Source organism: Tepidibacter formicigenes DSM 15518 (genome assembly GCF_900142235.1).
Taxonomy (GTDB): domain Bacteria; phylum Bacillota; class Clostridia; order Peptostreptococcales; family Peptostreptococcaceae; genus Tepidibacter; species Tepidibacter formicigenes.
Genome location: NZ_FRAE01000008.1, coordinates 32,607 through 58,253, shown reverse-complemented (window position 1 = coordinate 58,253; position 25,647 = coordinate 32,607). Strand labels below are relative to the sequence as shown.

Genomic DNA, 25,647 nt, shown 5'->3' with positions numbered 1-25,647 from the left:
AATATATTTTTGAAGAAAAATCGTTAAATTTAAAACAATCATTTTCAAAAAAATATTTTGTATATTTATTCAGGTAGCTCCTATTTATTTACAATTTTATTATAACATAAAAATCAATTCTTGTGACATAGTTTTGCTTATTTCAGTTTAAAAAAATGATTTCCTGGCAATAATATTATTTTTTAAAAAAAATTAAACCATATGTATGTTTATACAATGTATAATTTCACTTATTTATTATCACCAGAAAATCAATAGTCATATTATTTCTGTAACACTTGTTATTCAAATATCAACAGCCTTTTATTGTTAATTTTTATACGTTTAAATTAAAAGCATAATCTATAATTCCTATTTTTTATTATTTATTACTTGCTATAAGAGCTCCTAATGCGATAGAATAAAGCTTCGATTCATGAGTATCAGCTCTAGATACAAGTACTACAGGTGCTTTAGCTCCCATTATTATTCCTGCTGATTTAGCATTAGCCATATATGTAAGTGATTTTCCTATACCGTTTCCAACCTCTATAGTAGGAACAACCATTACATCTACATCTCCAGATACCTTGCTTTCAAATTTTTTAATTTTAGCAGCATCGCTTGATACAGCTAAATCAAAAGCAAGAGGACCTTCAACAACTACATTTTCTCCATAGTCCTTTTCAGAAAGAACTTTCGCATCAATTGTAGCTATCATCTTTTCACTTACTTTTTCTTTAGCAGCAATACAAGCTACTTTTATTTTTTCTATTTCTAAAGCTTTAGCTGCTTTTAAAGCATTCTTAATAATTTTTTCCTTTTGATTAACATCTGGAGCTATATTCATTCCTCCGTCTGTTAATAATAAAAGTTTATGATAAGTTGGAACTTCATAAAGCATAACATGACTTAATAAACTATCCGTTCTAAGTCCATATTCTTTATTTAAAACCTCTTTTAAAAGTATATATGTATCCAAGAGCCCTTTCATTACAAAATCAGCTTCTCCACCAGATACAAGCTTTACTGCTTTTTGTGCACTATCTATTAAATCATCTGCTTGTACTAATTTAATCTCATCTAAACTCTCTCCTAAATAGTTAGCTATTTCAGTTATTTTTTCTATATCTCCTATTAATACAGGGTCAACTATACCTTCTTTTTTTGCATCAAATACAGCTTGTAAAACTTCACTATCCTCAGCTGCAGCTACAGCTAATTTCATAGAAGATACACTTTTTACTTTTTTTACAATTTCATCTAACTTTTTTATCATCAGTTTTCCCCCTTCATGCTCAAAAATTTTAGATATTATTTTTACTTTAATTTATATAGTTCTATATAATAAAAAATTATCCTCCTAAATTATAATTTTACAAATTTAAGTTAATGGATAATTTATCCTCATCAAGAAAAAATTTTACAAAATAATTTTCAGAAAATTATTAATATTTTGTTTATTATGTGCTATTATATATACCATAACTTTAAAAAACAAAATTATGAAAGGAGCAATTACTATGAAAAACTACTACAACTTTGAATATTACTTTGTAACTCTTAAAAGATTAGGTCTTAATGATGAGGCTGCAAAAAAATTATCACTAAAATATAGTAATAATGAAAAATAATAGTATATTAACTTTAAGATAAAATATCATATAATAGTTTAAGGTAAAGGTTGGTTAATACCATCCTTTATTTTTTTTATGTATATTGTATCCTTTATTGTGTTATAATATATTTTTAATAATTTTTAATAGGAGTTGATGGCTATGGGAAGACATATAATAGAAGAAGCACGCAGATGCCTTCAATGTAAAAAACCAAGATGTAAACAAGGATGTCCTGTTAATACATCTATTCCAGAAGTTATAAATCTTCTTTTAAACAATGATATCAAAGAAGCAGGAAAAATTTTATTTAATAATAATCCTCTTTCTGTAATTTGCTCATTAGTGTGTCCTCATGAAAATCAATGTGAAGGTCACTGTATTCTTGGAGTAAAAGGAAATCCTGTTCAAATAAGTTCAATCGAAAATTATATATCTGATTATTATTTAAACAGTTCAACATTAAAAAAAGAAAAGAATCTAAATAGAAAAGTTGCCATAGTAGGTTCTGGTCCTGCAGGAATAGTTGTTGCTTTTATGTTATCTTTAAAAGGATATGATATAACTATATTTGAAGCTCATGATAAAATTGGCGGAGTTTTAAGATATGGTATACCAGAATTTAGACTACCTAAAGATATTCTTGAAAGATTAAAGAATAAGCTAATAGAGCTTGGAGTTAAAATAAGACCAAACACTTTAATTGGTCCTGTTATAACTATTGATAATCTTTTTAGAGATGGATATGATGCCATTTTCATAGGAACAGGAGTATGGAAGCCTAATACATTAAATATAAAAGGAGAAAGCTTAGGGCATGTTCACTTTGCTATTGATTATTTAAAAAATCCTAATGTTTATGATTTAGGTGAAAAAGTTTGTGTAATAGGTGCTGGAAATGTAGCAATGGATGTAGCAAGAACTGCAATTAGAAAAGGTGCTAAAGATGTATACATCATGTATAGAAAAGACATAGAAGATATGTCTGCTACAAAATATGAAATAGAATACGCTAAAATTGATGGAGTTAAGTTTGAGCTTTTTAAAACCCCAATAGAAATAGTAGATGAAGGGGTTAAATATTTAAAAACAAAAAAAATAACAGATGACTCTGGATATACAAAGGTAGTTCCTATAAAAGATTCAGAGGGAATATTTACTTGTAATTCAGTTATAATAGCCGTAAGTCAAGGCCCTAGAGCAAATATAGTTTCAAATACTAACGGGATAAATACAGGTACAACTGGTCTTGTAATGACTGATGATTATGGAAGAACTAGCAGAGAAGGTGTATTTGCTTCAGGGGATGTTGTAACTGGGGCTAAAACTGTTGTAGAAGCCGTAAATCTTTCTAAAAAGGTTGCCATGGCTATTGATGAATATATTACTAAAAAATACGAGAAGTAGCTTTACTTCTCGTATTTTTTCAACTCATTTATGCATGCTATAGTTACTTCATCTTCTGGATTTAAACTATATGCTTTTTCTATGTGCTTTTTAGCTTCATCTATGTCTCCCATTTGAAGATATGCCATTCCTAGATTGCACATAACCTCTGGGTCTTCTTTTATATCTAATGCTCGTTTGAATTGTTCTACAGAATCTTTTAAATTTCCAACCATTGCATAACAAAGACCTATTTCAACAATAGTATCAACTTGACGTGGATTTAATATTAATATTTTTTCAAAATATTTTATAGCTTCATCTACATTATTAAGTTGTCTATAAGCTAGCCCTATAAAGAATAATAAATTCCACCAATCAGAATACTCATCCATTAAAGGAAGTAATTTTTCAAGTCCTTCCTCAGCTTGTCCTCTTAAAACTAAATTATACCCTTCTTCATAATCTACTTTATGTTCCATTTTTTTGAGTTCATTTTTAAGTTCCATTTCTCTATCTTCATCAAGCCCAAGCTCTATAGCTTCTTCCCATGTAAGCTTTGCTTTTATGTATTGCTTTTGATTATAATAGTGATATCCTAATTGATAATACGCAAGAGTAAATTCAGGATAAATATCAATTATAGTTTCTAATTTATCCAACGCTTCTAGTAAAAAGTCATTCATCTTCTTCTCTTCTTTATTTTTTTCATGTATTTTAGCTATATCCTGACAAACTAAAGCATAATTATAAAGACCATTTACATTATTAGGATTTAATGTTATAAGAGATTTAAAATATATTAAAGCTTCTGTAAGTTCTTTTTCATTTGCCTTTTTAACTCCCATATACCCTATATAATCTTCTATTTTTTCATCAAACTCATATAAGAACTTCTTATATTCTTCATTGTATTTAAACTTAGAATCTATACCAATTATATATATCATTCCATTAGCAATTGAGACTAATGTTAAATTATTTTCAGCACTTCTTTCTTTTATACCTTTTACAAGTTCTTCATTGAGTATTGGAACATCTATTCCACCTTTAGGTATCTTATATCCTTTTAAATGAAGGTCAGCATCTTCTTTTATAGTCAGAAAAGCAATATTTTCAGTTTTATTAAATATATAATTCTCTATTCTAAACTTCATAATCTCCCTCCTAAATAGTGACTTTATATGATTTACTCTTTTCAAATACCTTTTTATCTAGATTATATATAAACAGTATTGTATTTAGATTTTCATCTAGTTTTTCATATATATTTTCCTTCAACCTTAAAACATCGTATTTAAACACTTCAAATTGAACATATTTTATTATATTCTTAGCTGGAGTATTTTCAAACTCAGGAAGATAAGTTCTTGTATTTTCTTCATCTTGTAAAAACTTATGACATCTATTTTTAAACTCTTCTACTTCAATTTTTTCAAAGAAATTAGGAACAGAAGATACCCTTCCAAGTGAAATATAGTCATATTTTAATATTTCTTTAAATAAATCAAAATTGTTTTTAATTTTTTCTTTATAATATTCTAATAAAATTTTATACTGACTATTTTTTCCTTGTGATACTTTAAAGTATCCCTTTTCTTCCCAAAACTGTGCCAAATCCTCAAAGCATTTAAAAGAATCTTCTTTATAATAATTTTTAATTATATATTTAATAGAAAGACTAAAATTCTTAGAGTTATAATAAATTTCAAGAATTTCTTCTATGTCTTTTATTTTTAAAATTTCCTCATATGATATATACTTATTCCCTAAAACTTCATAAGGTGGATATCCTTTAAATACGTATCCATGTTTATCAGCATTATTTCTTATCCCTGACCCTTTAAGCATTTTTAAAAAACCAAGTTGAAGATGTTCTATATCTAAATCAAATACCTCATTAAATGACTTTCTAAAACTTTCATAATCCTCAAAGGGAAGACCAGCTATTAAGTCTAAATGCTGGTGTATATTTTTAAAGCTAGATACCTTATTAACTACATAAGATAATCTTTCAAAATTTTGAACTCTTCCTACTTCTTTTAAAGTATCTATATTTGTAGATTGAACTCCTATCTCAAACTGAAATAACCCTTCCTTACATGTAGATAAAAACTCAAGCATCTCATCATCTATTAAATGTGCTGTTACTTCAAAATGAAAATTAGTATATCCATTGTCATTATCCATTATGAACTTCATTATATCTAGTGCATATTTTTTATTAGCATTAAATGTTCTATCTACAAACTTAACTTGCTTCACCCTTGCATCTATTAAATTTTTAAGCTCCCTTTTAACTCTGTCTATGTCAAAAAATCTAAGTCCTTTTATTGTAGAAGATAAACAGTATTGACAATTAAAAGGACATCCCCTTGACGTTTCATAATAAACTATTTTATTTTCATACTCTCTTTTATCTATATTTTCATAAGGACTAGGTATAATATTTAAATCATTTATTAATGCTCTTGGATTATTAACAATCACATTCCCATTATCCCTATAAACAAGACCGTCTATTTTATTAATATTTTTTTTACCTAAAAAGTACTCAATAAATTCTCTAAAAGTAACTTCTCCTTCTCCATATATAATGTAATCAATAAAATCATGTTTTTTCATAAATTCTATAAAATCATAGGAAACTTCTGGTCCTCCAAGTAATATCTTAATATGAGAGCTTATTTGTTTTAAATTCTTACAAATTTTTAATGTATCATCAACATTCCAAATATATGTTGAAAAAACGACTAAATCTACATCTTTTTTGTATATTTCTTTTAATATGTAATCTATACTGTTGTTTATAGTATATTCTTCAACTTGTATATTAGCTAAATCTCTGCAAAAGCTATTTAAATATCTAATAGCTAAATTAGTGTGTATAAATTTAGAATTTAATGTGGTTAAAAGTATTTCCAATATAATCAGCCCTTTCGTAATAATACATCATTATATATTACCATAAAAGAAAAAAAATATCCATTTGTTAATTTTAGGTTATGTTATATATTTACAGTTGAAATTTATTATCATTTATTCTAAAATATATTATGTAATCTATTTCTGAAAGAAGGTAGATATCTTGTTAATGCAAACCCATAAAATAATAGCAAATCACATGCACTATAATATAAAAAACTCTTTAAATGTAAATTTAAATGAAAACTTTCTAATATACGGAGCTATGAAACCTGACATTGCACCAAGACTTGCTATAAAAAAACACTATAAAAATCAAAGCTTTGATTTTGTTTTAGATGAAATTTTGAATTTAATTAATGACGGACTTAAAGAAAATCCAATATCTATAAATAAATTTTCTACTAAACTAGGCGTTATCAGCCACTTCTTATCTGATTTTTTTTGTCTTCCTCATCATGATAGACATTATTATCATGATAAGCTTATTGAACATTTAAAATATGAAAAAACTTTACATGAACACTTTACTAATTTTAAAGGTCTAGATAAAATAAAAATTCCTTATTTAGAAAACATAGATAAAAATAATATTAAGAATTTCATAGAGGAACTTCATGATATTTATAAAAATAATAAAATGGGATTTGAAAATGATATAACAGGATCAATAAATATATCCTGTGCAATAGGAATATTAATTGTAGAAAATTCTATAGTAACTTCTCTAGAAAAAGTTACAGTTTAAAAAGCTAAGTCCTATACTATTCTTTATTACAACATCAAAAGAATAATATAGGATTTTTTTGTTGAAACTTTAAAAGGATTTGATTTTTTTTTCTTTTTTTGAAGGTTTTTAGATTATTTTATAGAAAAGTAATATTATTACTTATTATACTTTCTATAGACAAAGGAATATTTGAAAGGAGATTGCCATGGACCAATTCGATAAAATATCTATAGATCAAATTTCAAAAAGAGATTTACTTTTAATAATTAAATCTTTAGAATATACGTTTGAAAATACTAAAATAGACGAATTTATAAATTTAAGAAACAACATGATAAAAGAACTTTGTTTTTTAGCTGATACAAATGAGGAAGATTTTCTGAAATATCTTGAAAAGTAAAATAGAACCTAAATTCAATACGAATTTGGGTTCTAAATATTTTTCATGAAAACATGAGTATTTTGTCCTATAATATTTAAAATAAAAAAACAGCGATTTAACTTTAGCGATAAAAAATATCATAGATTAAGGATTAAGAACTGAACATATAAATTTACCCATGAAAAAAAGGGCTTTATGCCCTTTTAAATCTAAATATATAATCTCCTGATTTTGATTGCACTTTTATATAAAGTATATCTCCTTCTATTTTTTTATCTATAACCTTTATATTATTAAGTATAGGATTATAAACTACATCTCCTACATTTAAATTAATTAATTCCTTAGGATGAGTACTTTCATTATATAATTTTTTATTTATCTCATATTTTCTGAGTTTTAATAAATAATTCGAAAGAGATTTTATAAAATCTATATTTTCTATATCAATATTATCAATCTTAAAATCTAAAATACCGAGTATTGAATTTTTAATACTTTTAAGTTCCTCACTTTGTTCTTCATAATCTTTTATATATACTTGATATATTACTCTTAAGAATCCATCTATTATAGATTCTTCATTCACTTCTTCCAAATTTTCATCACTAATTCTATCTATTTTTTGAATAAAGCTTATTCTTAATCTTTCAAATCTTATAATATCTTTTTTCTCCATTCTCTCTTCAAAACTAAACTCTATTATATGATTTTTTATATTTTCTAATAAATATTCAAATTCTATATTAGAATTTTTTATAAGTTTATGAACTAAGTAGTTATAAGCTATACCTACTAAAATATATTCATATTTTTTAACATCTTCTTTATTAACTTTACAATAATAAAAAATATTTTTAATTATTTCATTCTCTGATTTATTTAAATTAGTATTTGAAAGTATTATTGGAAGTATAAAGTTAATATTATATGATGAATTGTTATATTTAACCCCATAGTATTTATAAAAAATAAGCTCATCTCTTAATCTGTTGTAATCTATAGTAATTTTTCTTTCATTTTTATTATCTATTAAGGATTTTAAATTTAATATTATTAAATCTTTTAAGTATTTATCCTTGCATAAAAAAGAATATATAAAGGAATTTTTTATTTTATCTTCCATAACTACAACTCCTATAAATATTTTGAAAAAAAATAGCAGCTCTAAGCTGCTATCATAGGGGGGGTAGTAGCACAGACTTAAGCCAACATGCTACAAATTTCTGTTTATTCTATACCCCTATTATATAATATTCTATTTTTAGATGTAAAGGTTTATTTTTCGACAAACTACATTCTTTCTGGTGCTTCTACCCCTAGTAATGATAATGCATTCTTTATAGTTTGCTTTGTTGCCTGAACAAGTGCAAGTCTTGCTTTTCTTATCTTCTCATCATCAACTAATATAGCATTATCATGATAGAATTTATTAAATGCTTGTGCTAAGTCAACAACATATCTAGCTATTATGTGAGGTTCATTATTTTTAATTACATCCTTTACTACTTTAGGGAAATTTCCTATTTCTTTTATAACATTAACACTGTCATCATTAGTTAAAACAGAAAAATCTACATCTTTAGATACTTCTTCATTTGCTTTTCTAAGAACAGAACAAGCTCTTGTATGAGTGTATTGAACATATGGTCCTGTTTCTCCATCAAAGTTTAATGTTCTATCCCATGAGAAAGCATAGTCTTTTATTCTATTATTTGATAACTCTTGGAATACTACAGCTCCTACTCCTATTTGTTTTGCTACTTCATCTATATTTGGAAGATTTGGATTTTTCTCTTGTATTATTTCTTTAGTTTTTTCTATAGCTTTATTTAAAACATCTTCTAAAAATACTACTCTTCCTTTTCTAGTAGACATAGTTCCTTCTTCAAGACTTACCATTCCAAAAGGTACATGAACACAATCTTTAGCCCAGTCAAATCCCATAAGCTCTACTACCTTCATCCATTGATTAAAGTGAAGAATTTGTTGAGATCCAACTACATATATATTTTTATAAAAATCATAAGTCTCTTTTCTATATATAGCAGCAGCTATATCTCTTGTTAAATACAGAGTTGATCCATCACTCTTTGTAATAAGAGCTGGAGGCATATTATATTCTTCAAGATCTACTATTTTAGCTCCTTTAGATTCTTTTAAAATACCTTTTTCATTCATTATATCTATAACTCTTGGCATTTTATCCGAATAGAAGCTCTCTCCTGCATATGAATCAAATTCTACTCCTAACATATTATAAACTCTATTAAATTCTTCTAAACTTACATCTCTAAACCACTGCCATAGCTTAGTTGCTTCTTCTTCTCCATCTTCAAGCTTTTTAAACCACATTCTTGCTTCATCATCAATAGATGAATCTTTTTCTGCTTCTTCATGGAATTTAACATAATATTTTAACAAAGTTTTTATAGGAGCTTTTTTAACTTCTTCTTCATCTCCCCATCTTTTAAATGCAACTATAAGCTTACCAAATTGAGTTCCATAATCTCCTAAGTGATTAATTCTTATAGTATCAAATCCTAAAGCATCATATACTTTATAAAGTGCATTTCCTATTACTGTACTTCTAATATGACCTATGTGAAAAGGCTTAGCTATATTTGGAGATGAAAATTCTACTATAACTTTCTTTCCTTCTCCTACATTAGTTTTTCCATAATCATCTTTTTTATCTAAAACTTCATTTATAACTGATTTAGCTAAAGAAGATTTATCTACAAAAAAGTTTATGTATGCTCCTGCTACTTCTATTTTCTGTATATAATCTGTTTTTTCTATTTTTTCACAAAGTTCCTGTGCTATAAGATTTGGAGCTTTTCTAAAAACTTTAGCTAGTTTAAAGCATGGAAAAGCATAATCTCCCATATCTTTATTAGGTGGTATTTCTATTAATGCTTTAATCTCATCTAGACTTAAATCTGAAACTTGAGAAGCAATAGTATTTGCTACTTCTAATTTAAAATCCTTCATATTAAATTCCTCCTATATTTTGTATGTTATATATATTTTCTCTTATTTTTAAAAAAAATTCAAATAATACAAAAAACTCTCATCTCCCAATATTATTCAAGAGACGAGAGTTAAATCCCGTGTTACCACTCTTATTGATACGAAAATCATATCCACTCGTATGTTTTTAACGTAAACAAACCGTATTTTCCTACTTATTATTCAGAAAATCACCTCTAGGATGCGCTTCAATATAACTATGATACTAGACTCTCACCAACCTCTAGCTCGCTGAAACAATCATTATATCTACTCTTCCCTTCATAGGATTTTGCAATATTTACATATACTCATAATAATGATATAAAAAATAAAATACAAAATCAAGTATTTTCAACTAAATTTGTTCATTTAAATTAATAATTTTGCTTTTATCTATAGATTTTATATCTTTACATCCTGTTAATATCATTGCTTGCTTAAGCTCATTTTTAAAGTTTTCTATAACCAATTTTACTCCTTCTTTTCTTCCTCCATAAGCTCCCCAAATTATAGGTCTAGCCGCTAAAACTGCATCAGCTCCAAGTGCTATGTATTTTAATATATCAACGCCATTTCTTACATTACCATCTGCAAGTATTGTTATTTTTCCTTTTACTGCTTTTGCTATTTTAGGAAGAACTTCTGCAGCTCCTAGTGTATAATCAAGTACTCTACCACCATGATTTGAAACAACAATTGCACTAGCACCAACTTCTACCGCAAGCTCTGCTTCTTCAACACTCATTATACCTTTTAATATAAAAGGAAGTTTTGTTGATGATGTAAGTTCTTTTAATTCTTCAACAGTTTTAGGTCCTACTGGTTGACCATGAAGTGCCATGGTTATAAGACCTGCTCCATCTATGTCAACTCCTACACCAATTACTCCTACTTCTTCTGCTTTTCTTATGTTTTCTATTATTTTAGAATTTTCTCTAGGCTTTATTATAGGAATTCCTATACCATTTGCTTTTGTTATAGAATTTAGTCCATCTATGTAAAACTGAGGATTTCCACTATCTCCTGTCATTGCAAAAGTTCCTGCTTCAATGCTTCCAAGCACTACATCATCACTATACTCTGCTTCTGTTAAAAATCCTCCCATATTTATTGAACTTCCCGTAACAGGAGCTGTAATAAGAGGTAAATCTAATTTTTGTCCAAATATTTCAGTACTCATATCAGGGTCTTTAGCATCATGTATAGTTTTTAATGCTAATTTTACATTTTTTAAAGCTTCATAATTTCTTTTAAAAGACTCTCCAGTTCCTTTTCCTCCCATTCCAGGAACTTCACCAGCACATGCTATTCCATTACATTCTTTACAAACTCTACAATAACCTTTCATTCTTTCTCTAGCTAATTTTTTTAATTCCTTTATATCCATAATTTCCTCCCCTTTTATGTTAAAATTCTTCTTCTGATTTTAAATTTATACCTTCTTTTTTGAAAAGCGCCGCTGTAACCCCTAGCCCATCTTTTAACTCACCTGTAAATGTTCCATTATATACTTGATTTGTTCCACAAGAAGGACTTCTTAGTTTTAATATGGCCTCTTTGCAATTAAACATTTTAACAATTTTTAACGTTTCATATGCTCCTTTTAAAAACTCCTCTGTTACATCTTCTCCATTTTTATTTATAACTTTAGCTTTCTTATTTAATACATCCACTCCGTCTCCACCAACAATTTCTGCTGGTATTCTAGGAGTCGAAAGCCCTCCTAACTGTTCTGGACATACTGGTACAAATTCTTTATCCTTTAAATAATTAATTAATTCTTTATTTTCATTATTTTCCCCATTATATTTGCAGTTAATTCCTAGCAAACAAGCTGATACTAAAATCAATTTAATCACTCCTACTTAAATTCTACTATAGTAACTCCAGCTCCTCCTTCTCCATATATACCATCTCTGTAGCTTTTAATATGTTTATGTTTTTTAAGCATTTCTTTTATTCCTGCTTTTAATACTCCTGTTCCTATCCCATGTATAATTGTAGCTTTAGGTATTCCTGAAAGATATGCATCATCTAGATACTTATCAACTTCCACCATGGCTTCTTCTAAATTCATCCCTCTTAAATCAATCTCTTGTTTTATATTTCTTGCCTTTTTCTTTAGTATTTTCCCTGCACCAGTTTTTAAAACATCTTTTTTGCTAGATTTAATTTTTTCAAGGGAAGCAAAAGGTAAATTCATTTTCATAATTCCAATTTGAACTTGTGCTTCTTTTTTATCATTATCAACAGATAACACGCTTCCCTGCTGATTAAGACTCACTACTTTAACTTCATCTCCAGGTTTTAAGTCTTTAACTTGTTTTTTAGCTACTTTTGGTATTATAATATTTTTTACGCTGCCCTGAAGACTTCCCATGGATTTACTTATTTCTCTTCTCATATTCTCTATTTTTTTATTTTTCTCCGAGCTGAATCCTTCTTTTTCTAGCTTTCTAATTTCTTTTATTAATCTATCTGCTTCTTCCTTAGAATTTCTCAGTATTTTAGATGCTTCTCTTTTTGCTTCTTCTACTATTTTTTCTCTTCGAAGAGCAACCTTTTCTACCTTTTGTTCATATTCTTCTTTTAATTTTCTAGCTTCTTCTTTAAGTCTTTTAGCTTCTTCTTTTTCTTCAATTGTTTTTAATCTATTTTTTTCTATACTTTGAAGAAGATCTTCAAATTCAATATTTTCACTGTTTATAAATTCTTTTGCTTTACCTATTATATAATCATTAAGTCCAAGTCTTTTAGATATTTCAAAAGCATTTGATTTTCCTGGAACTCCTATTAAAAGGTTATATGTTGGACTTAAGGTTTCTATATTAAACTCTACCGATGCATTTTCTACTCCTTTTTTAGTAAGAGCATAGTGTTTAAGCTCACTATAGTGAGTTGTAGCTATAGTTAATGCTCCTAAGTTATATAAATCATCAAGTATTGCCATGGCAAGGGCTGCTCCTTCAACAGGATCAGTTCCAGCACCAAGCTCGTCAAATAAGACTAAAGAATTCTCTGTAACTTCACTTAATATATCTACAATATTAGTCATATGAGAAGAAAAAGTAGATAAACTCTGCTCAATACTTTGCTCATCTCCTATATCAGAAAATACATTATCATATACACACATAATTGTTCCAAAATCAGCCGGTATATGAAGTCCACTTTGAGTCATTAAACAAAATAAACCTACAGTTTTTAGTGTTACAGTTTTACCTCCAGTATTAGGACCTGTTATAACTAAAGTATTAAAATCTTTTCCAATCCATATATTAGTTGGAACTACGCTTTGTGGATCTAACAGTGGATGTCTTCCATTTTTTATATTTAAATATTTTTCATTATTAAGGTTAGGCTCTATTGCCTTCATAGAAATAGATAATTTTCCTTTTGCAAATATAAAGTCTAGTTTTCCAAGTATTTCAATATTAGATATTATTTCATCAGCAACTTCTCCAATCATTTCAGAAAGCTCTTTTAATATTTTCTCTATTTCTTCTCTTTCTTTAAGTTTTAATTCTCTTAATTCATTATTCATATTAACTATTGCCATTGGCTCTATAAAAAGAGTTGCTCCAGATGATGATTGATCATGAACAATCCCAGGAACATTTGATTTGTACTCCTGCTTTACAGGTACTACGAATCGATCTCCTCTCATTGTTATTATTGCATCTTGTAAAAACTTTTGATAAGTTGTAGAAGATATAATAGAATTAAGCTTCGATCTTATAGACTGGTTTTTTTGAACTATTCTTCTTCTTATACTTCTAAGCTCTGGACTTGCATTATCTGAAATTTCAACTTCACTAACTATAGCATTATATATATTATCTTCTATATCTTTAAATGTAAATAATGATGATGCTAAAGACTGAATTATAGGATATGATTCTTCCTCAGAATTATTTATACTATTTTTTAATAGCCTTCCTCCTCTTAAGGTATCAGCAACCATTAAAAGTTGTCCAGCATCAAGTGGTGATCCTATTTTAGTTTTTTTAGCTAAAAATTCTATATCGTGTATTCCGCCTAGAGGAATTGAACCTCTCTTTATAATTATAGATTGTGCTTCACTAGTTTCTTTTTGCATTTGAACAACTTCTTCATAATCTGTAGAAGGAGTTAACTTTTCTACATATCTAGCTCCTAGTGATGATGATACTTTTTCTTTTAACATTTCTATTATTTTAAAGTATTCTAATACTCTTAACGATTTTTCTTTCATTACTACCTCCTTAAAAACTTCATAATATGTACTTTATCCTATTATATTTTTCTTCATAATTATATTAAAAATACTGTATTAACTATTTTTATAACGAATAGGAAATTATATTCCTATTTAAATTGTGGATAAATATAAATTCCGTTATGAGTTTTAAGCAACGGAATTCATTAGAATTCGTTGGCGCCATGAAATTTTAAAAAAGTCTACGATATCTAAAGCCTTAATAAAACCTCCTTATAGTATAAATTCTATTTTATATTTTATCAATAAAACAAGTTATATGTAAGACATATTGAATTAATTTAATTATATGGTATATAATAAAAGTAATTTATATATAAAATACATTTTATGGATGTAATACTTTAAAAAGGTAAGGAGTGGTCTTAATGAGTAATATTTTAGCAAATTTAAAGCCCCAAGCAGTATTTAAATATTTTGAAGAAATGTCTCAAATTCCTAGAGGCTCTGGTAATGAAAAAGCTATTAGCGATTATTTAGTTAGCTTTGCTAAAAATCACAATCTAGATGTTATTCAAGATGAAGCTTTAAATGTTATTATAAAAAAACCTGGTACTAAAGGTTATGAAAATGCTCCTACTGTAATACTTCAGGGGCATATGGATATGGTATGTGAAAAAAATAAAGAAACTATTCATGATTTTAAAAAAGATTCAATCAAATTAAGAATTGAAGATGATTTTATATATGCAACTGATACTACTCTTGGAGCAGATAATGGAATAGCTGTAGCTTATGCTCTTGCAATTCTTGAGTCAAATGACATTCCTCATCCTCCAATTGAAGTATTAATAACTACAGAAGAAGAAACTGGTATGGGTGGTGCCATGGCTCTAGATGGTTCTAATCTTAGTGGAAAATACCTTATAAATCTTGATTCTGAAGAAGAAGGATATTTATTAGTAAGCTGTGCTGGTGGAGTAAGAACAAGACAAATCCTTAATATTGATTGGGAAGAAGCTAAAAAAGATTTATCTTCATATTTAATTACTATAAAAGGCCTTAAAGGTGGACACTCTGGAATGGATATTATAAAACAAAGAGGTAATTCTAATAAGTTAATGGGAAGAGTTCTTAGTGAATTATCTAACTCATTTGAATACTTTATAGCTAATATAAATGGTGGAGCTAAGATGAATGCCATTCCTCGTGAATGCGAAACTTTAATTTTAACAGATTCACAAAATTTCTCTAAATTAAAAGAAAAAATAGAAGAATTTAATAATATATTTAAAAATGAACTAAAAACTTCAGACCCAGATGTTCTTGTTACAGTTGAAAAAAGCGAAAATACATATACAAAAGTATTCTCTAAAGAAACTATGGATAAAGCTATAGCTTCTCTTGTTTTGATCCCAAACGGAATTCAAAGTATGAGTATGGATATTGAAGGACTTGTAGAAAGTTCAACAAATCTAGGAGTTGTTACAACTCATGATAATGAAATTACATTTGAAAGTGCTGTTAGAAGCTCTGTTAAAAGTTTAAAATATAATATATTAAATGAAATGAACACTATTGCAAATGTTTTAGGATGTAAACTTATAGCAGATTCAGATTATCCAGAATGGGAATATAGAAAAGATTCTAAGCTTAGAGAAATATGTCAAAATGTTTATAAAGAAAAATACCAAAAAGAAGCAAAAGTAATTGCTATACATGCAGGTCTTGAATGTGGACTTTTACTTGAAAAAATACCAAATGTAGATGCAATTTCTCTAGGACCAGATATGTTTGATGTTCATACTCCTAATGAACACTTAAGTATATCTTCTACTCAAAGAACTTGGGAATATTTACTTGATATTTTAAAAGCAATTAAATAATTACATAACTTAAGGCCTATATCTTAAAACTTTCAGATATAGGCTTTATTATTAATTTTTTAATCATAAAACACTACTTTATTCTCTAATAATTCTCCATTTTCATATACTAGTTTTCCAGAAAAAAATTTATCTTCATTCATCCATTTTAAAAATAATTTGTCCCCTTCCCATAAATTAAGATTTAAAATTTCATCATTATCTATCCACTTAAGCTCTCCTTCATCACAATCTATTATATTGCCAGTAAATTCACTAGCTGTAAATACAAAAACATACCAGTCTTCATTATCTTTAAATTTAGGAAATGTTAAAATTCCTTTCAATTTAGGACTTTTTATATTAAGCCCACTTTCTTCTTTTACTTCACGAATTATACATTCTTCTGGAGTTTCTCCCTGCTCCATTTTACCTCCAAGTCCTACCCACTTTCCTTCATGTATATCATTTTGTTTTTTATTTCTATGAAGCATTAATGTTTTTCCATCTTTTTCTATATAGCATATAGTTGAATTTTTCATATATATCTCCCCTTCACTAAAAAATAAAGACTACTAAAAGTAGCCTTTATAGTCCTAATTCATCTGATATTTCTTTCATTGCATTTAGTGAAAGCTCTGCAAATTCTGCAAATGGTATTCCTAGTTTTTCTATAGATCTCATAGCATCTCTATCTGCACCAGCTGCAAATCTTGTTTCTTTCATTCTCTTAGTTATAGATTTTACTTTTACGCTATTTATTTTTTTATCTGGATAAACTAGTGTAATTGCAGTAATAAATCCAGTAATAGGGTCTGCTGCATAAATTGCTTGATCCATTTTACTTTCTATCTTAAAACCTGTATCTTTATTATGAGCACATATAGCTTGATAGATTTCTTCATTTCCGAAATTTTCTTCCTTTAAAATTTCTACTGTTTTAGGACCATGTAAATTATTTTCTCCATTTTTATAGTCTATTAAGTCAGCATCTAAATCATGAAGTAGACCTGCAATAGCCCATTCATTTTCTTTTTCAGGCTCTAACTTTTTAGCAAGCTCTCTCATAACAGCTTCTACTGCATATGAATGCTTAACTAGATGCTCTGTTTTTAAATTTTTATTTAATATCTCTATTGCCTTTTCTCTTGATATCATCATAAGTTCCTCCTTTTAAACCTTACTTTATACTTTATTCGACACCTCTTAAATAATGTCCTTTAGTAATTCCTTCTTTTTTTAACTTTTCATATATTTTAATTTCTTCATTAAATTTAAAATCATTTTTAATTATATTTATATATGCTTTAATAATTTCTTGTATAATTTCTTCTTTCTCAAAAGTAAAGTCCATTCTAAAAATACTAACTCCAACACTGTAAATCTCCTCTAAATAATCCATCATACATAAAACTTTAGAGTTATATATAATAGATCTACAGAACATATCTTGAGCTATAGGGAATAGTTCTCCTTTTTCATCTTTTAATCCATATTTTGACTGGTTACAAAGTCCACATCTCTTATCTTTACTGCAATCACGAATTAAAACTCCCATTGGGCAGTATTCACTAATCATTAAAGGAATTCTTCCATATACTAATGCCTCAGCTTCTACATCAGTATATTTTAAAGTTTCTTTTATTTCATTTAAATTAAGTTCCGGTGATAAACAAACTATATTTAGTCCTTGATTTTTAAATTTTTTAATAGTTCTAGAGTTAAATGTATTTAAAAAGTAATCTCCATAAATGTTATTTTCTTTAAGTTTATTTAACATTCCTAAATTTGAAACTTGAAAATCATTTACTCCTATATCTAATGCTTTATCTATTATATTGTATTGATTATTTCTAAGTATTCTAGTAGGAGAATAAACTAATTTTTTATTATATTTATCGCATAACTCCATGGCTTCTTTTAGTGTATTTATATCTTCATAGTAAATAATATCTATATCTAAATCTAAAATTTTCTTAAGCTGATATATCTTTCTAATTTTTACACTTATTTTTATATCTTTATTTTCTCTATAAATTCTTTCTTTATCTTCTATATCTAATTTAATTGCTTTTCTTTTATTTAAATTTTTTCTTTTATTATCTAGCTTTCTTACTGCTTCTCTTCTCATCTCATTTAATATACTTATAGGTATACTTATATTTTCATCTTTTTCTATAATTATATTTTCTAAAATATATGGGGTATTTCCAAGTTTACCTACTTGATTTTTAATTTTTTCATCGCTTATTGGAACTTTTATTGCTTTTTCTACCTTTTTATCAGCTATAACTTTTACTTTATTATCCCTATCATCTTTTACAAGAAGAACTGGATATTCATCTACCTTTAATATTATTTTTCCTCTTATAGGTATTTTTTTATTTTCTATATTGTTTTCATAAGTTTTTCTAGCTCTATCTAAAAGTTCGCTATCTAGAGTTTTATAAACTTCTTGTCCTACTCTTACTTCTCCTTTAAAATCAAGCTGAATGATGTCTCCAGCATAAGCTTCTTCTATTATATTATTACGTTTTATTATTCTTCCTACATTTCCTCCACCAATGCTTAGGCCATCGCCTTTTTTAAGTTTATTTTCAAGCTTTAAGGTAATCTTATTTTTTCTTTTATCAATATCAATTATCTTTCCTATATACAGCCCTGTATTATTTGGTTTTTGGGGATTCATTATACCCGTTCCAATTTCCCCCAGTATGTATCCTTTAGTAAATTTCCTATTAAATATACTGTATAAATCATCTAAAGTTTCTTTTTTTACATTCAATTTTTTATTTTTTAGATAATAATCTACCACTTCTCTATATGCGCTTACTACTGTAGCTACATATTCAGCTCTTTTCATTCTTCCTTCTATTTTTAAAGATAGTACTCCTGATTTTATTATCTTATCAAGCTCCTCTATTGTATTCAAATCCCTAGGACTTAATAAGTATTTATCATTTAAATCTATTTTAGAGTTTTTCTCTATATCTATTAATTCATATACTTTTCTACAAGGTTGAGCACATCTACCTCTATTTCCAGATCTTCCTCCAATCATACTACTCATAAGACACTGTCCTGAATAGCATACACATAAGGCTCCATGAACAAACACTTCTATATCAACATTGCTATTTTTAGATATATACTCTATTTCTTCTACTGTAAGCTCTCTAGCTAGTACTACTCTTTTAAATCCTAAATTTTCTAAATATTTCACATCCTCTAGGGAATGAGCTACCATCTGTGTACTTGCATGAATTTCAAAATCAGGAAAATGCTTTTTAACAAAACTTGCCATTCCTACATCTTGAAGTATTAATGCATCTATATCTATATTGTATAAAAAGTTTATATATTTTAAAAAGTTATTAATTTCATTTTCTTTTATAAGTGTATTTACAGTCACATATACCTTAACATCTCTTATATGAGCATATTTAACAGCTTCTTTTAACTCTTCTGTGTCAAAATTATTAGCTAATGCTCTTGCACTAAAATTCCTCCCACCTAAATAAACCGCATCTGCTCCATTTAAAACAGCAGCTCTTAATGCATCAAAACTTCCAACAGGTGCAAGTATTTCTATATTCTTCAAAATATCAACTCCCTAAATTATACAGAATAAAACCTCCAGGTTATTTTTCCCTGGAGGTATTTAAATTTATTCTTTTTTTTCCAGCTCAACAATTTTAATTTGCATATCGTAAAGCCTGTTTTGAAAATCATTTGCTATTTCTTCTGCTTCAGATAATTTTTCTTCTTTTTCTTTAAGTTCTTTTTGTAACTTTTCATTTTCTTCTTTTAACTTATTAATGTCTTCCATATGTTTTTCCAATTGTTTTTCTAGTTCTTGTATTCTCTCATCTTTTGTTTGTATAGAATTTTTAAGTTCTTCTAATACTGTAGTTGCATCTTCTAAGTCTTGAAGAGGTTGTTTATATTTAGAGGTTACTTCGTCTAGTTCGTAAGAACATTTAAAAAGTTCGTCTGCTATATTAAGCGAAGTAAGTACTGCTGCCATGGCTGTACTAAGCTTAGGATTAGCCTTTGATATTTCTTCCATTTTTTCATCTACATAATTTGCAACTTTGAGTAAATAATCTTTTGATTCTTTTCCAACCATGTTATATTCATGGCCATTTATCTTTACGGTAACTTTATTCACCCTAACTCAGCCCCTTAGACTATTCTTAATTATATTGTAAAATTTTTTTGAAACTTTTACAATCTTAAATTAGCATTAATTTTTTCACTAAGTTCTTTAACTATATTATCATGAACTTTATTTACTTCTTCATCAGTAAGTGTTTTGTCTTTGCTTCTATATACTATAGAGTATGCAACAGATTTATATCCTTCTTCTATTTGTGCTCCTTTATAAACATCAAATAATTTAAAACTTTCTACCAATCCTTTAGAGTTTTCTTTAATTACATCCTCAATTTCCTTTACAAATACTTCGTCTTTTACTAAAAGTGCTATATCTCTAGTTATTGCTGGATACTTAGGTAGCGGCTTATAAGTTTTATTATCTCTTGCAAAAGTAAGAAGAAGTTCAAAATCTAATTCACCAGCATACATTCTTGTATTTATATCATAGTTTTCTAAAACATCAGGATGTAATTCTCCAAATACACCTACTATATTATCATTATAAACTATATTAGCACATCTTCCAGGATGGAATGTAGGGTGATTTTTTTCTGGAATTATTTCATAATTTTTAAATCCTATGCTTTCAAATAATTCTTCTATTATTCCTTTTATAAAGAAAAAGTCCATTTTATCTCTATATAACCCTAAAGCTATAGATTTTTTTTCTACTGGCATTATATTATCCATAGGCATGAATGTATTTCCTATTTCAAATCCTGCAAATTCTTCCACTTTACGAGAGTAATTTCTAGATGCTACATCTAGCATATTAGGAAGTAGTGTAGTTCTCATAACACTTGTTTCTTCTCCAAGAGGATTCATTATCTTTATGAAGTTTCTCTTTATAGAATGCTCTGGCATATTAATTTTATCTACTCCCCTTGAACTTACAAAAGAATAAGTAAGTATTTCATTAAGCCCCATAGCAACTAAACTATTTTTAATATTTTCTTCAAATATTTGACCTATAGTCTTAAGCCCCATAGTAGTAGTTCCATATATCATTTTAGATGGTATATTATCATATCCATATATTCTAGCTATTTCTTCTAAAATATCCGCTTCCATATCTATATCAAGTCTAAAGCTTGGAACTATAATCTCTAGTTTATCATCTACTAAAGAACATTTAAATTCAAGACTCTCAAGTATTTCTATAAATTGATTAAGTGGTATATTCTCACCTAATAATTTATTTATTCTTTGAGGTCTTACAACTATTTTTTTATTCTCAACTGGATTTTTATAATTATCTACAAATCCTTTTAGTACTCTTCCTGCTCCTATTTCTTCTATTAATTGTGCAGCTCTATTAAGTGCTACTTCAACTAAATTTACATCTATTCCTTTTTCAAATCTTGATGATGCTTCAGTTCTTAGCCCTAATTTTTTAGAAGTTTTTCTTATACTATCAGCATTAAAATTAGCACTTTCAAGAAGTATTTCTTTAGTATTACTACTTACCTCAGAATTTGCTCCTCCCATAACTCCAGCTATTGCAACTGGCTTTTTACCATCTGTTATAAGAAGCATATTTTCATCTAAAGTTCTTTCAACATCATCTAGTGTTGTAAATTTTTCTCCTTCTTTTGCTTTTCTCACAACTATAGTATCAGTTTCAAGTTCTTTTAAATCAAATGCATGAAGAGGTTGCCCAAGTTCTAACATTACATAATTTGTAATATCTACTATATTATTTATTGGTCTAACTCCTGCTTCTATAAGTCTTCTTTGCATCCAATAAGGAGATGATCCTATTTTTACATCCTTTATTATTCTAGCAGAATATCTAGGACATAAAGCATCATCTTCTATTTCTATATTAAATTTAATTTCTTCATCAGATTCTTTAACATTTATCTTAGGATATTTTAATTCTTTATTTAAAGTTACGGCTGCTTCTCTAGCAATTCCAATGATAGATAAACAATCTGGTCTATTTGAAGTTATTTCAAATTCAATTAAAGAATCATTAATACCAAGTAACTCTTTAACATCTTTTCCTAACTCATACTCTTCATCTAAAACATAGATTCCATCTCTTTTACTTTCTTCTATCATACTAAAAGGTATTCCAAGTTCTTCACTAGAGCACATCATTCCTTGCGAAAGCTCTCCTCTTAGCTTTCCTTTTTTAATCTTAATTCCTCCTGGAAGTTTTGCTCCAACTAATGCTAATGGTATTAAATCACCTTCTTTTACATTTTTAGCACCAGTTACTATTTGAACAACTTCACTTCCAATATCAACCTTTGTTACTATTAATTTATCAGCATTTGGATGCTTATTTATCTCTAAAATTTTACCTACTACTACTTTTTCTATATCTTCTCCAAAGTTTTCTACTTTTTCAACTTTAGAACCTGTCATTGTCATTTTATCAGCAAATTCCTGTGCATTAATATCTATATCAACATAATCTCTAAGCCATTTTAAAGGTACTAACATATTATTTTATCCCTCCCTTAGAATTGATTTAAAAATCTCATATCATTTTCAAATAATAATCTTATATCATCTATTTCATATTTAAGCATTGCTATTCTATCTACTCCCATACCAAAGGCAAATCCACTATACTCTTCTGGGTCTATTCCACAATTTTTAAGAACATTTGGATGAACCATTCCAGCTCCTAGTATTTCTATCCAACCTTCACCTTTACATACAGAACATCCTTTACCTTTACATTTAAAGCAAGTTACATCAACCTCTGCACTTGGCTCTGTAAATGGGAAGTTATGGGGTCTAAATTTAGTTTTAGTATTTTCTCCAAATAACTGCTTAACAAAAGCATCTAATGTTCCTTTAAGCTCTGCCATTGTAACATTTTTATCTACTACTAATCCCTCTATTTGATGAAACATAGGAGAATGAGTTGCATCAGGTTCATCAAATCTAAAACATCTACCTGGAGCTATAATTTTAATTGGAGGTTTTGCTGATTTCATAGTTCTAATTTGAACTGGAGACGTTTGAGTTCTAAGAAGTAAATTTTCATCTATATAGAAAGTATCGCTCATATCTCTTGATGGGTGGTTTTTAGGAGCATTAAGTGCATCAAAGTTATTGAAAACAGTTTCTATTTCAGGTCCTTCTGCTACCTTGAATCCCATTCCTGTAAATATGTATTTAACTTCATCCATCATTTGAGTTATAGGATGTTTTTTACCTATTTTAATCTTTTTCCCAGGCATTGTAACATCTAGTACTTCTGCTTTTAATTTTTCATTTTTTTCTATTATTTTTATTTCTTCTTTTTTATCAGATATTGCTTTTTCTATTTCGCCTCTAACTTCATTTGCTACTTTACCTATAACAGGTCTTTCCTCGGCAGATAATTTTCCCATTCCTTTTAATATGTTTGTTATTTCGCCCTTTTTTCCTAAATATTTCACTCTTAATTTTTCTATCTCATCCATTTTTTCATACTTATTTATTTCTTTTAGGGCATTTTCTTTTATATTAAGTAATTGTTCTTTCATCTTTTTCACCCTTTCTTTCATTTTTTATAATTAAAAAATTCGCTTCATGCTATCGCATGGCTCATGTCGCCAACGAATCTATCGATTCCGTTGCTCAAAACAGTTGATATTGTAGTACTTTTAGTAATGTTATCCACAAGTCAAAAAATTTATAATATCCTATAGAGTTAAAAAAAAGCCTTTCATCCCAATAAGGGACGAAAGGCTTATCTTCCGCGGTACCACCCTAATAGTCTAAACTATAGACCTCTTGAAAGACTTAACGCGCCTAACGTTAAAACCTACTATCACTTCAGTTTTAAAGCTCAAGAGTGAACTTCCTTTGAAATCTTAGGGAATAATTCCAGCTATATATTCCTCTCTGAGCTAAGAAATTTCAAAATACTCTCTCTTTCACAGCTTTTTCTTTATTAAACTTTACCTTGCATTATAACATATTATTTCTTTATTTACAAGACAAATTATTCTTTATCTCATACATTAGTATTCCAGACGCCATGGCAGCATTCAAAGACTCAGCCTTACCATAAATAGGTATTTTAACTAATATATCAGACTTCTCTATAATTTCATCCTTTATACCATTTCCTTCATTACCTATAACTAAAGCAACTTTATCACCATAATCTACATTATTATAGTAATTATCTGTATTTAAATAACTAGATACAATATTAAATCCTTTTTCTTTTAAATAATCTATAATTTCTTCATTTTCTTGTATAATAGACATATTAAATATAGACCCCATGGTAGATCTTATAACTTTAGGATTATATATATCTACACAACCTTTTAGAAGAATTACTCCGTTAGCTCCAGCTGCGTCAGCTGTTCTAACTATAGTTCCCATATTTCCAGGGTCTTGTATTCTATCAAGTATTATTAAAAAATTAGAATTATTATTTAAAATTTCATCTAAATTATATTCTTTATATCTAATAACAGCTAATATTCCTTGTGGCTTTTCTGTATCTGTTATTTCTTTAAAAAGTTTATTCGTTGTTTTATATATTCTAAAATTGTTATTTTTTAAGAAATCTACGAATTTTTTATGTTCTTCTTTATTTAAAAACTCATCTTTAAAAATTACATAATCAATATCAGCTTTACACTGAATAGCTTGATCTAAAATTCTGTATCCTTCTACTATGTATTTTTTCTCTTGTAATCTTTTTTTATTTTTTAGTAAAGATTTAGTGTATTTTATTTTTTCATTTTCCTTACTTGTTATTTCCATAATCATACTTATCTATCCTCTTTACTTATTTGATTTATCTTAGTATTTTCACCTATTACCACCAATATATCTCCCATTTTTAGTTTTTCATTTGCTGATGGAGATATATTTATGTTTGTTCCTCGTTTTATAGCCATGACATTTATTCCATATTTAGCTCTTAAGTCTAATTCTATTAAATCCTTTCCTACCCAATTACTAGGAGTTACTATTTCAACAATAGAGTAATTAGGATCAAGCTCTATATGGTCAAGTACATTTTGAGATACTAAATTATGAGCAACCCTTACTCCCATATCTCTTTCTGGAAATACTACTCTATCAGCTCCTATTTTATATAATACTTTTGCTTGAAGCTCATTTTGTGCCTTACAAAGAACATATTTTACTCCTAATTCTTTTGCAATTAAAGTTGCCATTATTGAAGATTGAACGTCTGAACCTATACTTATAACAGCTGTATCAAAATTTCTAATTCCAAGTGATCTTAATGCATTCTCATCAGTTGCATCAGCTTGAACTGCATGAGTTACCTTATCTGAAATATCTTGCACTATATCATAATTTGTATCTATTGCCATTACTTCATGACCTAATAAGTATAAAGTTGTAGCTACAGAAGAACCAAATCTCCCGCATCCTATTACTACATATTGCTTCATAAT

General features: G+C 27.6%; 20 protein-coding genes and 2 other annotated features. Of the genes, 4 read left to right on the top strand and 16 right to left on the bottom strand.

From position 1 onward, the window contains the following. Positions 1–361: 361 nt before the first annotated feature. Positions 362–1,258: a bifunctional enoyl-CoA hydratase/phosphate acetyltransferase gene (locus tag BUA77_RS02245; protein WP_084605415.1), complete on the bottom strand. Its 897-nt coding sequence runs from the start codon at positions 1,256–1,258 to the stop codon at positions 362–364. A gap of 499 nt (positions 1,259–1,757) precedes the next feature. On the opposite strand from BUA77_RS02245, the gene BUA77_RS02240 reads away from it, so the two are divergent. Continuing rightward, entirely contained in the window at positions 1,758–3,002 is a 1,245-nt protein-coding gene (locus BUA77_RS02240) for an NAD(P)-dependent oxidoreductase (protein ID WP_072886879.1), read from the top strand. 2 nt (positions 3,003–3,004) lie between these two features. Here BUA77_RS02240 and BUA77_RS02235 read toward each other — a convergent pair whose 3' ends face one another. Together BUA77_RS02235 and BUA77_RS02230 are read right to left on the bottom strand one after the other, a co-directional pair. Further along, a complete protein-coding gene (locus tag BUA77_RS02235; RefSeq protein WP_072886877.1) occupies positions 3,005–4,138 on the bottom strand; it encodes a tetratricopeptide repeat protein in 1,134 nt (377 codons plus the stop codon). 10 nt (positions 4,139–4,148) lie between these two features. After that, positions 4,149–5,906, bottom strand: coding sequence for a B12-binding domain-containing radical SAM protein (locus tag BUA77_RS02230; RefSeq protein WP_072886875.1), 1,758 nt, complete (start codon positions 5,904–5,906; stop codon positions 4,149–4,151). Between the two features lie 169 nt (positions 5,907–6,075). Between BUA77_RS02230 and BUA77_RS02225 the strand changes: the two genes are divergently transcribed. Together BUA77_RS02225 and BUA77_RS02220 are read left to right on the top strand one after the other, a co-directional pair. Then, positions 6,076–6,654, top strand: coding sequence for a zinc dependent phospholipase C family protein (locus BUA77_RS02225; RefSeq protein WP_143151279.1), 579 nt, complete (start codon positions 6,076–6,078; stop codon positions 6,652–6,654). A gap of 187 nt (positions 6,655–6,841) precedes the next feature. Continuing rightward, positions 6,842–7,036, top strand: coding sequence for a hypothetical protein (locus tag BUA77_RS02220; RefSeq protein WP_072886871.1), 195 nt, complete (start codon positions 6,842–6,844; stop codon positions 7,034–7,036). 175 nt (positions 7,037–7,211) lie between these two features. Here BUA77_RS02220 and BUA77_RS02215 read toward each other — a convergent pair whose 3' ends face one another. The 5 genes from BUA77_RS02215 to BUA77_RS02195 all read right to left on the bottom strand — a co-directional run bounded on the left by BUA77_RS02215 (position 7,212) and on the right by BUA77_RS02195 (position 14,267). Further along, positions 7,212–8,144 (bottom strand): hypothetical protein, encoded by a 933-nt coding sequence (locus BUA77_RS02215; protein WP_072886869.1) that lies wholly within the window; start codon positions 8,142–8,144, stop codon positions 7,212–7,214. Positions 8,145–8,311: 167 nt separating this feature from the next. Then, entirely contained in the window at positions 8,312–10,012 is a 1,701-nt protein-coding gene (gene argS / locus BUA77_RS02210) for an arginine--tRNA ligase (RefSeq protein ID WP_072886867.1), read from the bottom strand. Positions 10,013–10,108: 96 nt separating this feature from the next. Then, positions 10,109–10,325, bottom strand: a binding site (T-box leader). A gap of 63 nt (positions 10,326–10,388) precedes the next feature. Then, a complete protein-coding gene (locus tag BUA77_RS02205) occupies positions 10,389–11,420 on the bottom strand; it encodes an alpha-hydroxy-acid oxidizing protein (protein ID WP_072886866.1) in 1,032 nt (343 codons plus the stop codon). A 19-nt stretch (positions 11,421–11,439) separates the two neighbouring features. Continuing rightward, entirely contained in the window at positions 11,440–11,883 is a 444-nt protein-coding gene (locus BUA77_RS02200) for a DUF523 domain-containing protein (RefSeq protein ID WP_072886865.1), read from the bottom strand. Positions 11,884–11,894: 11 nt separating this feature from the next. Further along, complete coding sequence (locus BUA77_RS02195) at positions 11,895–14,267, bottom strand: endonuclease MutS2 (protein ID WP_072886863.1); 2,373 nt, start codon at positions 14,265–14,267, stop codon at positions 11,895–11,897. Positions 14,268–14,659: 392 nt separating this feature from the next. On the opposite strand from BUA77_RS02195, the gene BUA77_RS02190 reads away from it, so the two are divergent. Beyond that, positions 14,660–16,117: an aminoacyl-histidine dipeptidase gene (locus BUA77_RS02190; RefSeq protein ID WP_072886861.1), complete on the top strand. Its 1,458-nt coding sequence runs from the start codon at positions 14,660–14,662 to the stop codon at positions 16,115–16,117. Between the two features lie 59 nt (positions 16,118–16,176). Here the strand turns inward: BUA77_RS02190 and BUA77_RS02185 are convergent, their stop codons facing one another. The 8 genes from BUA77_RS02185 to BUA77_RS02150 all read right to left on the bottom strand — a co-directional run bounded on the left by BUA77_RS02185 (position 16,177) and on the right by BUA77_RS02150 (position 25,644). Beyond that, a complete protein-coding gene (locus tag BUA77_RS02185; protein ID WP_072886859.1) occupies positions 16,177–16,638 on the bottom strand; it encodes an NUDIX hydrolase in 462 nt (153 codons plus the stop codon). Between the two features lie 46 nt (positions 16,639–16,684). Continuing rightward, positions 16,685–17,257 carry an HD domain-containing protein gene (locus BUA77_RS02180; protein WP_072886857.1) on the bottom strand — a complete coding sequence of 191 codons (573 nt, stop codon included), beginning with the start codon at positions 17,255–17,257 and terminating at the stop codon, positions 16,685–16,687. A gap of 31 nt (positions 17,258–17,288) precedes the next feature. Further along, the gene (locus tag BUA77_RS02175) at positions 17,289–19,697 is read right to left on the bottom strand and encodes a DUF3656 domain-containing U32 family peptidase (protein ID WP_072886856.1); all 2,409 of its coding nucleotides are present in this window, start codon (positions 19,695–19,697) and stop codon (positions 17,289–17,291) included. 66 nt (positions 19,698–19,763) lie between these two features. After that, positions 19,764–20,267, bottom strand: coding sequence for a cell division protein ZapA (locus tag BUA77_RS02170; protein WP_072886854.1), 504 nt, complete (start codon positions 20,265–20,267; stop codon positions 19,764–19,766). 56 nt (positions 20,268–20,323) lie between these two features. Next, on the bottom strand, positions 20,324–22,705 hold the full coding sequence (gene pheT / locus BUA77_RS02165) for a phenylalanine--tRNA ligase subunit beta (RefSeq protein ID WP_072886852.1): 2,382 nt from the start codon (positions 22,703–22,705) through the stop codon (positions 20,324–20,326). 17 nt (positions 22,706–22,722) lie between these two features. Continuing rightward, the gene (pheS, locus tag BUA77_RS02160) at positions 22,723–23,742 is read right to left on the bottom strand and encodes a phenylalanine--tRNA ligase subunit alpha (protein WP_072886850.1); all 1,020 of its coding nucleotides are present in this window, start codon (positions 23,740–23,742) and stop codon (positions 22,723–22,725) included. Positions 23,743–23,932: 190 nt separating this feature from the next. Next, positions 23,933–24,148, bottom strand: a binding site (T-box leader). A 39-nt stretch (positions 24,149–24,187) separates the two neighbouring features. Continuing rightward, positions 24,188–24,988, bottom strand: coding sequence for a TrmH family RNA methyltransferase (locus tag BUA77_RS02155; RefSeq protein WP_084605411.1), 801 nt, complete (start codon positions 24,986–24,988; stop codon positions 24,188–24,190). 2 nt (positions 24,989–24,990) lie between these two features. Continuing rightward, positions 24,991–25,644, bottom strand: coding sequence for a potassium channel family protein (locus tag BUA77_RS02150; RefSeq protein ID WP_072886848.1), 654 nt, complete (start codon positions 25,642–25,644; stop codon positions 24,991–24,993). Positions 25,645–25,647: the final 3 nt, after the last annotated feature.

Excerpts from the sequence above, each read along its gene's own strand:
- pheT (WP_072886852.1), bottom strand. The coding sequence starts at position 22,705 with ATGTTAGTACCTTTAAAATGGCTTAGAGATTATGTTGATATAGATATT.
- BUA77_RS02215 (WP_072886869.1), bottom strand. The coding sequence starts at position 8,144 with ATGGAAGATAAAATAAAAAATTCCTTTATATATTCTTTTTTATGCAAG.
- BUA77_RS02190 (WP_072886861.1), top strand. The coding sequence starts at position 14,660 with ATGAGTAATATTTTAGCAAATTTAAAGCCCCAAGCAGTATTTAAATAT.
- BUA77_RS02220 (WP_072886871.1), top strand. The coding sequence starts at position 6,842 with ATGGACCAATTCGATAAAATATCTATAGATCAAATTTCAAAAAGAGAT.
- BUA77_RS02155 (WP_084605411.1), bottom strand. The coding sequence starts at position 24,988 with ATGATTATGGAAATAACAAGTAAGGAAAATGAAAAAATAAAATACACT.
- BUA77_RS02150 (WP_072886848.1), bottom strand. The coding sequence starts at position 25,644 with ATGAAGCAATATGTAGTAATAGGATGCGGGAGATTTGGTTCTTCTGTA.
- BUA77_RS02245 (WP_084605415.1), bottom strand. The coding sequence starts at position 1,258 with ATGATAAAAAAGTTAGATGAAATTGTAAAAAAAGTAAAAAGTGTATCT.
- BUA77_RS02205 (WP_072886866.1), bottom strand. The coding sequence starts at position 11,420 with ATGGATATAAAGGAATTAAAAAAATTAGCTAGAGAAAGAATGAAAGGT.
- BUA77_RS02240 (WP_072886879.1), top strand. The coding sequence starts at position 1,758 with ATGGGAAGACATATAATAGAAGAAGCACGCAGATGCCTTCAATGTAAA.
- BUA77_RS02185 (WP_072886859.1), bottom strand. The coding sequence starts at position 16,638 with ATGAAAAATTCAACTATATGCTATATAGAAAAAGATGGAAAAACATTA.
- argS (WP_072886867.1), bottom strand. The coding sequence starts at position 10,012 with ATGAAGGATTTTAAATTAGAAGTAGCAAATACTATTGCTTCTCAAGTT.
- pheS (WP_072886850.1), bottom strand. The coding sequence starts at position 23,742 with ATGAAAGAACAATTACTTAATATAAAAGAAAATGCCCTAAAAGAAATA.
- BUA77_RS02235 (WP_072886877.1), bottom strand. The coding sequence starts at position 4,138 with ATGAAGTTTAGAATAGAGAATTATATATTTAATAAAACTGAAAATATT.
- BUA77_RS02195 (WP_072886863.1), bottom strand. The coding sequence starts at position 14,267 with ATGAAAGAAAAATCGTTAAGAGTATTAGAATACTTTAAAATAATAGAA.
- BUA77_RS02180 (WP_072886857.1), bottom strand. The coding sequence starts at position 17,257 with ATGATGATATCAAGAGAAAAGGCAATAGAGATATTAAATAAAAATTTA.
- BUA77_RS02225 (WP_143151279.1), top strand. The coding sequence starts at position 6,076 with ATGCAAACCCATAAAATAATAGCAAATCACATGCACTATAATATAAAA.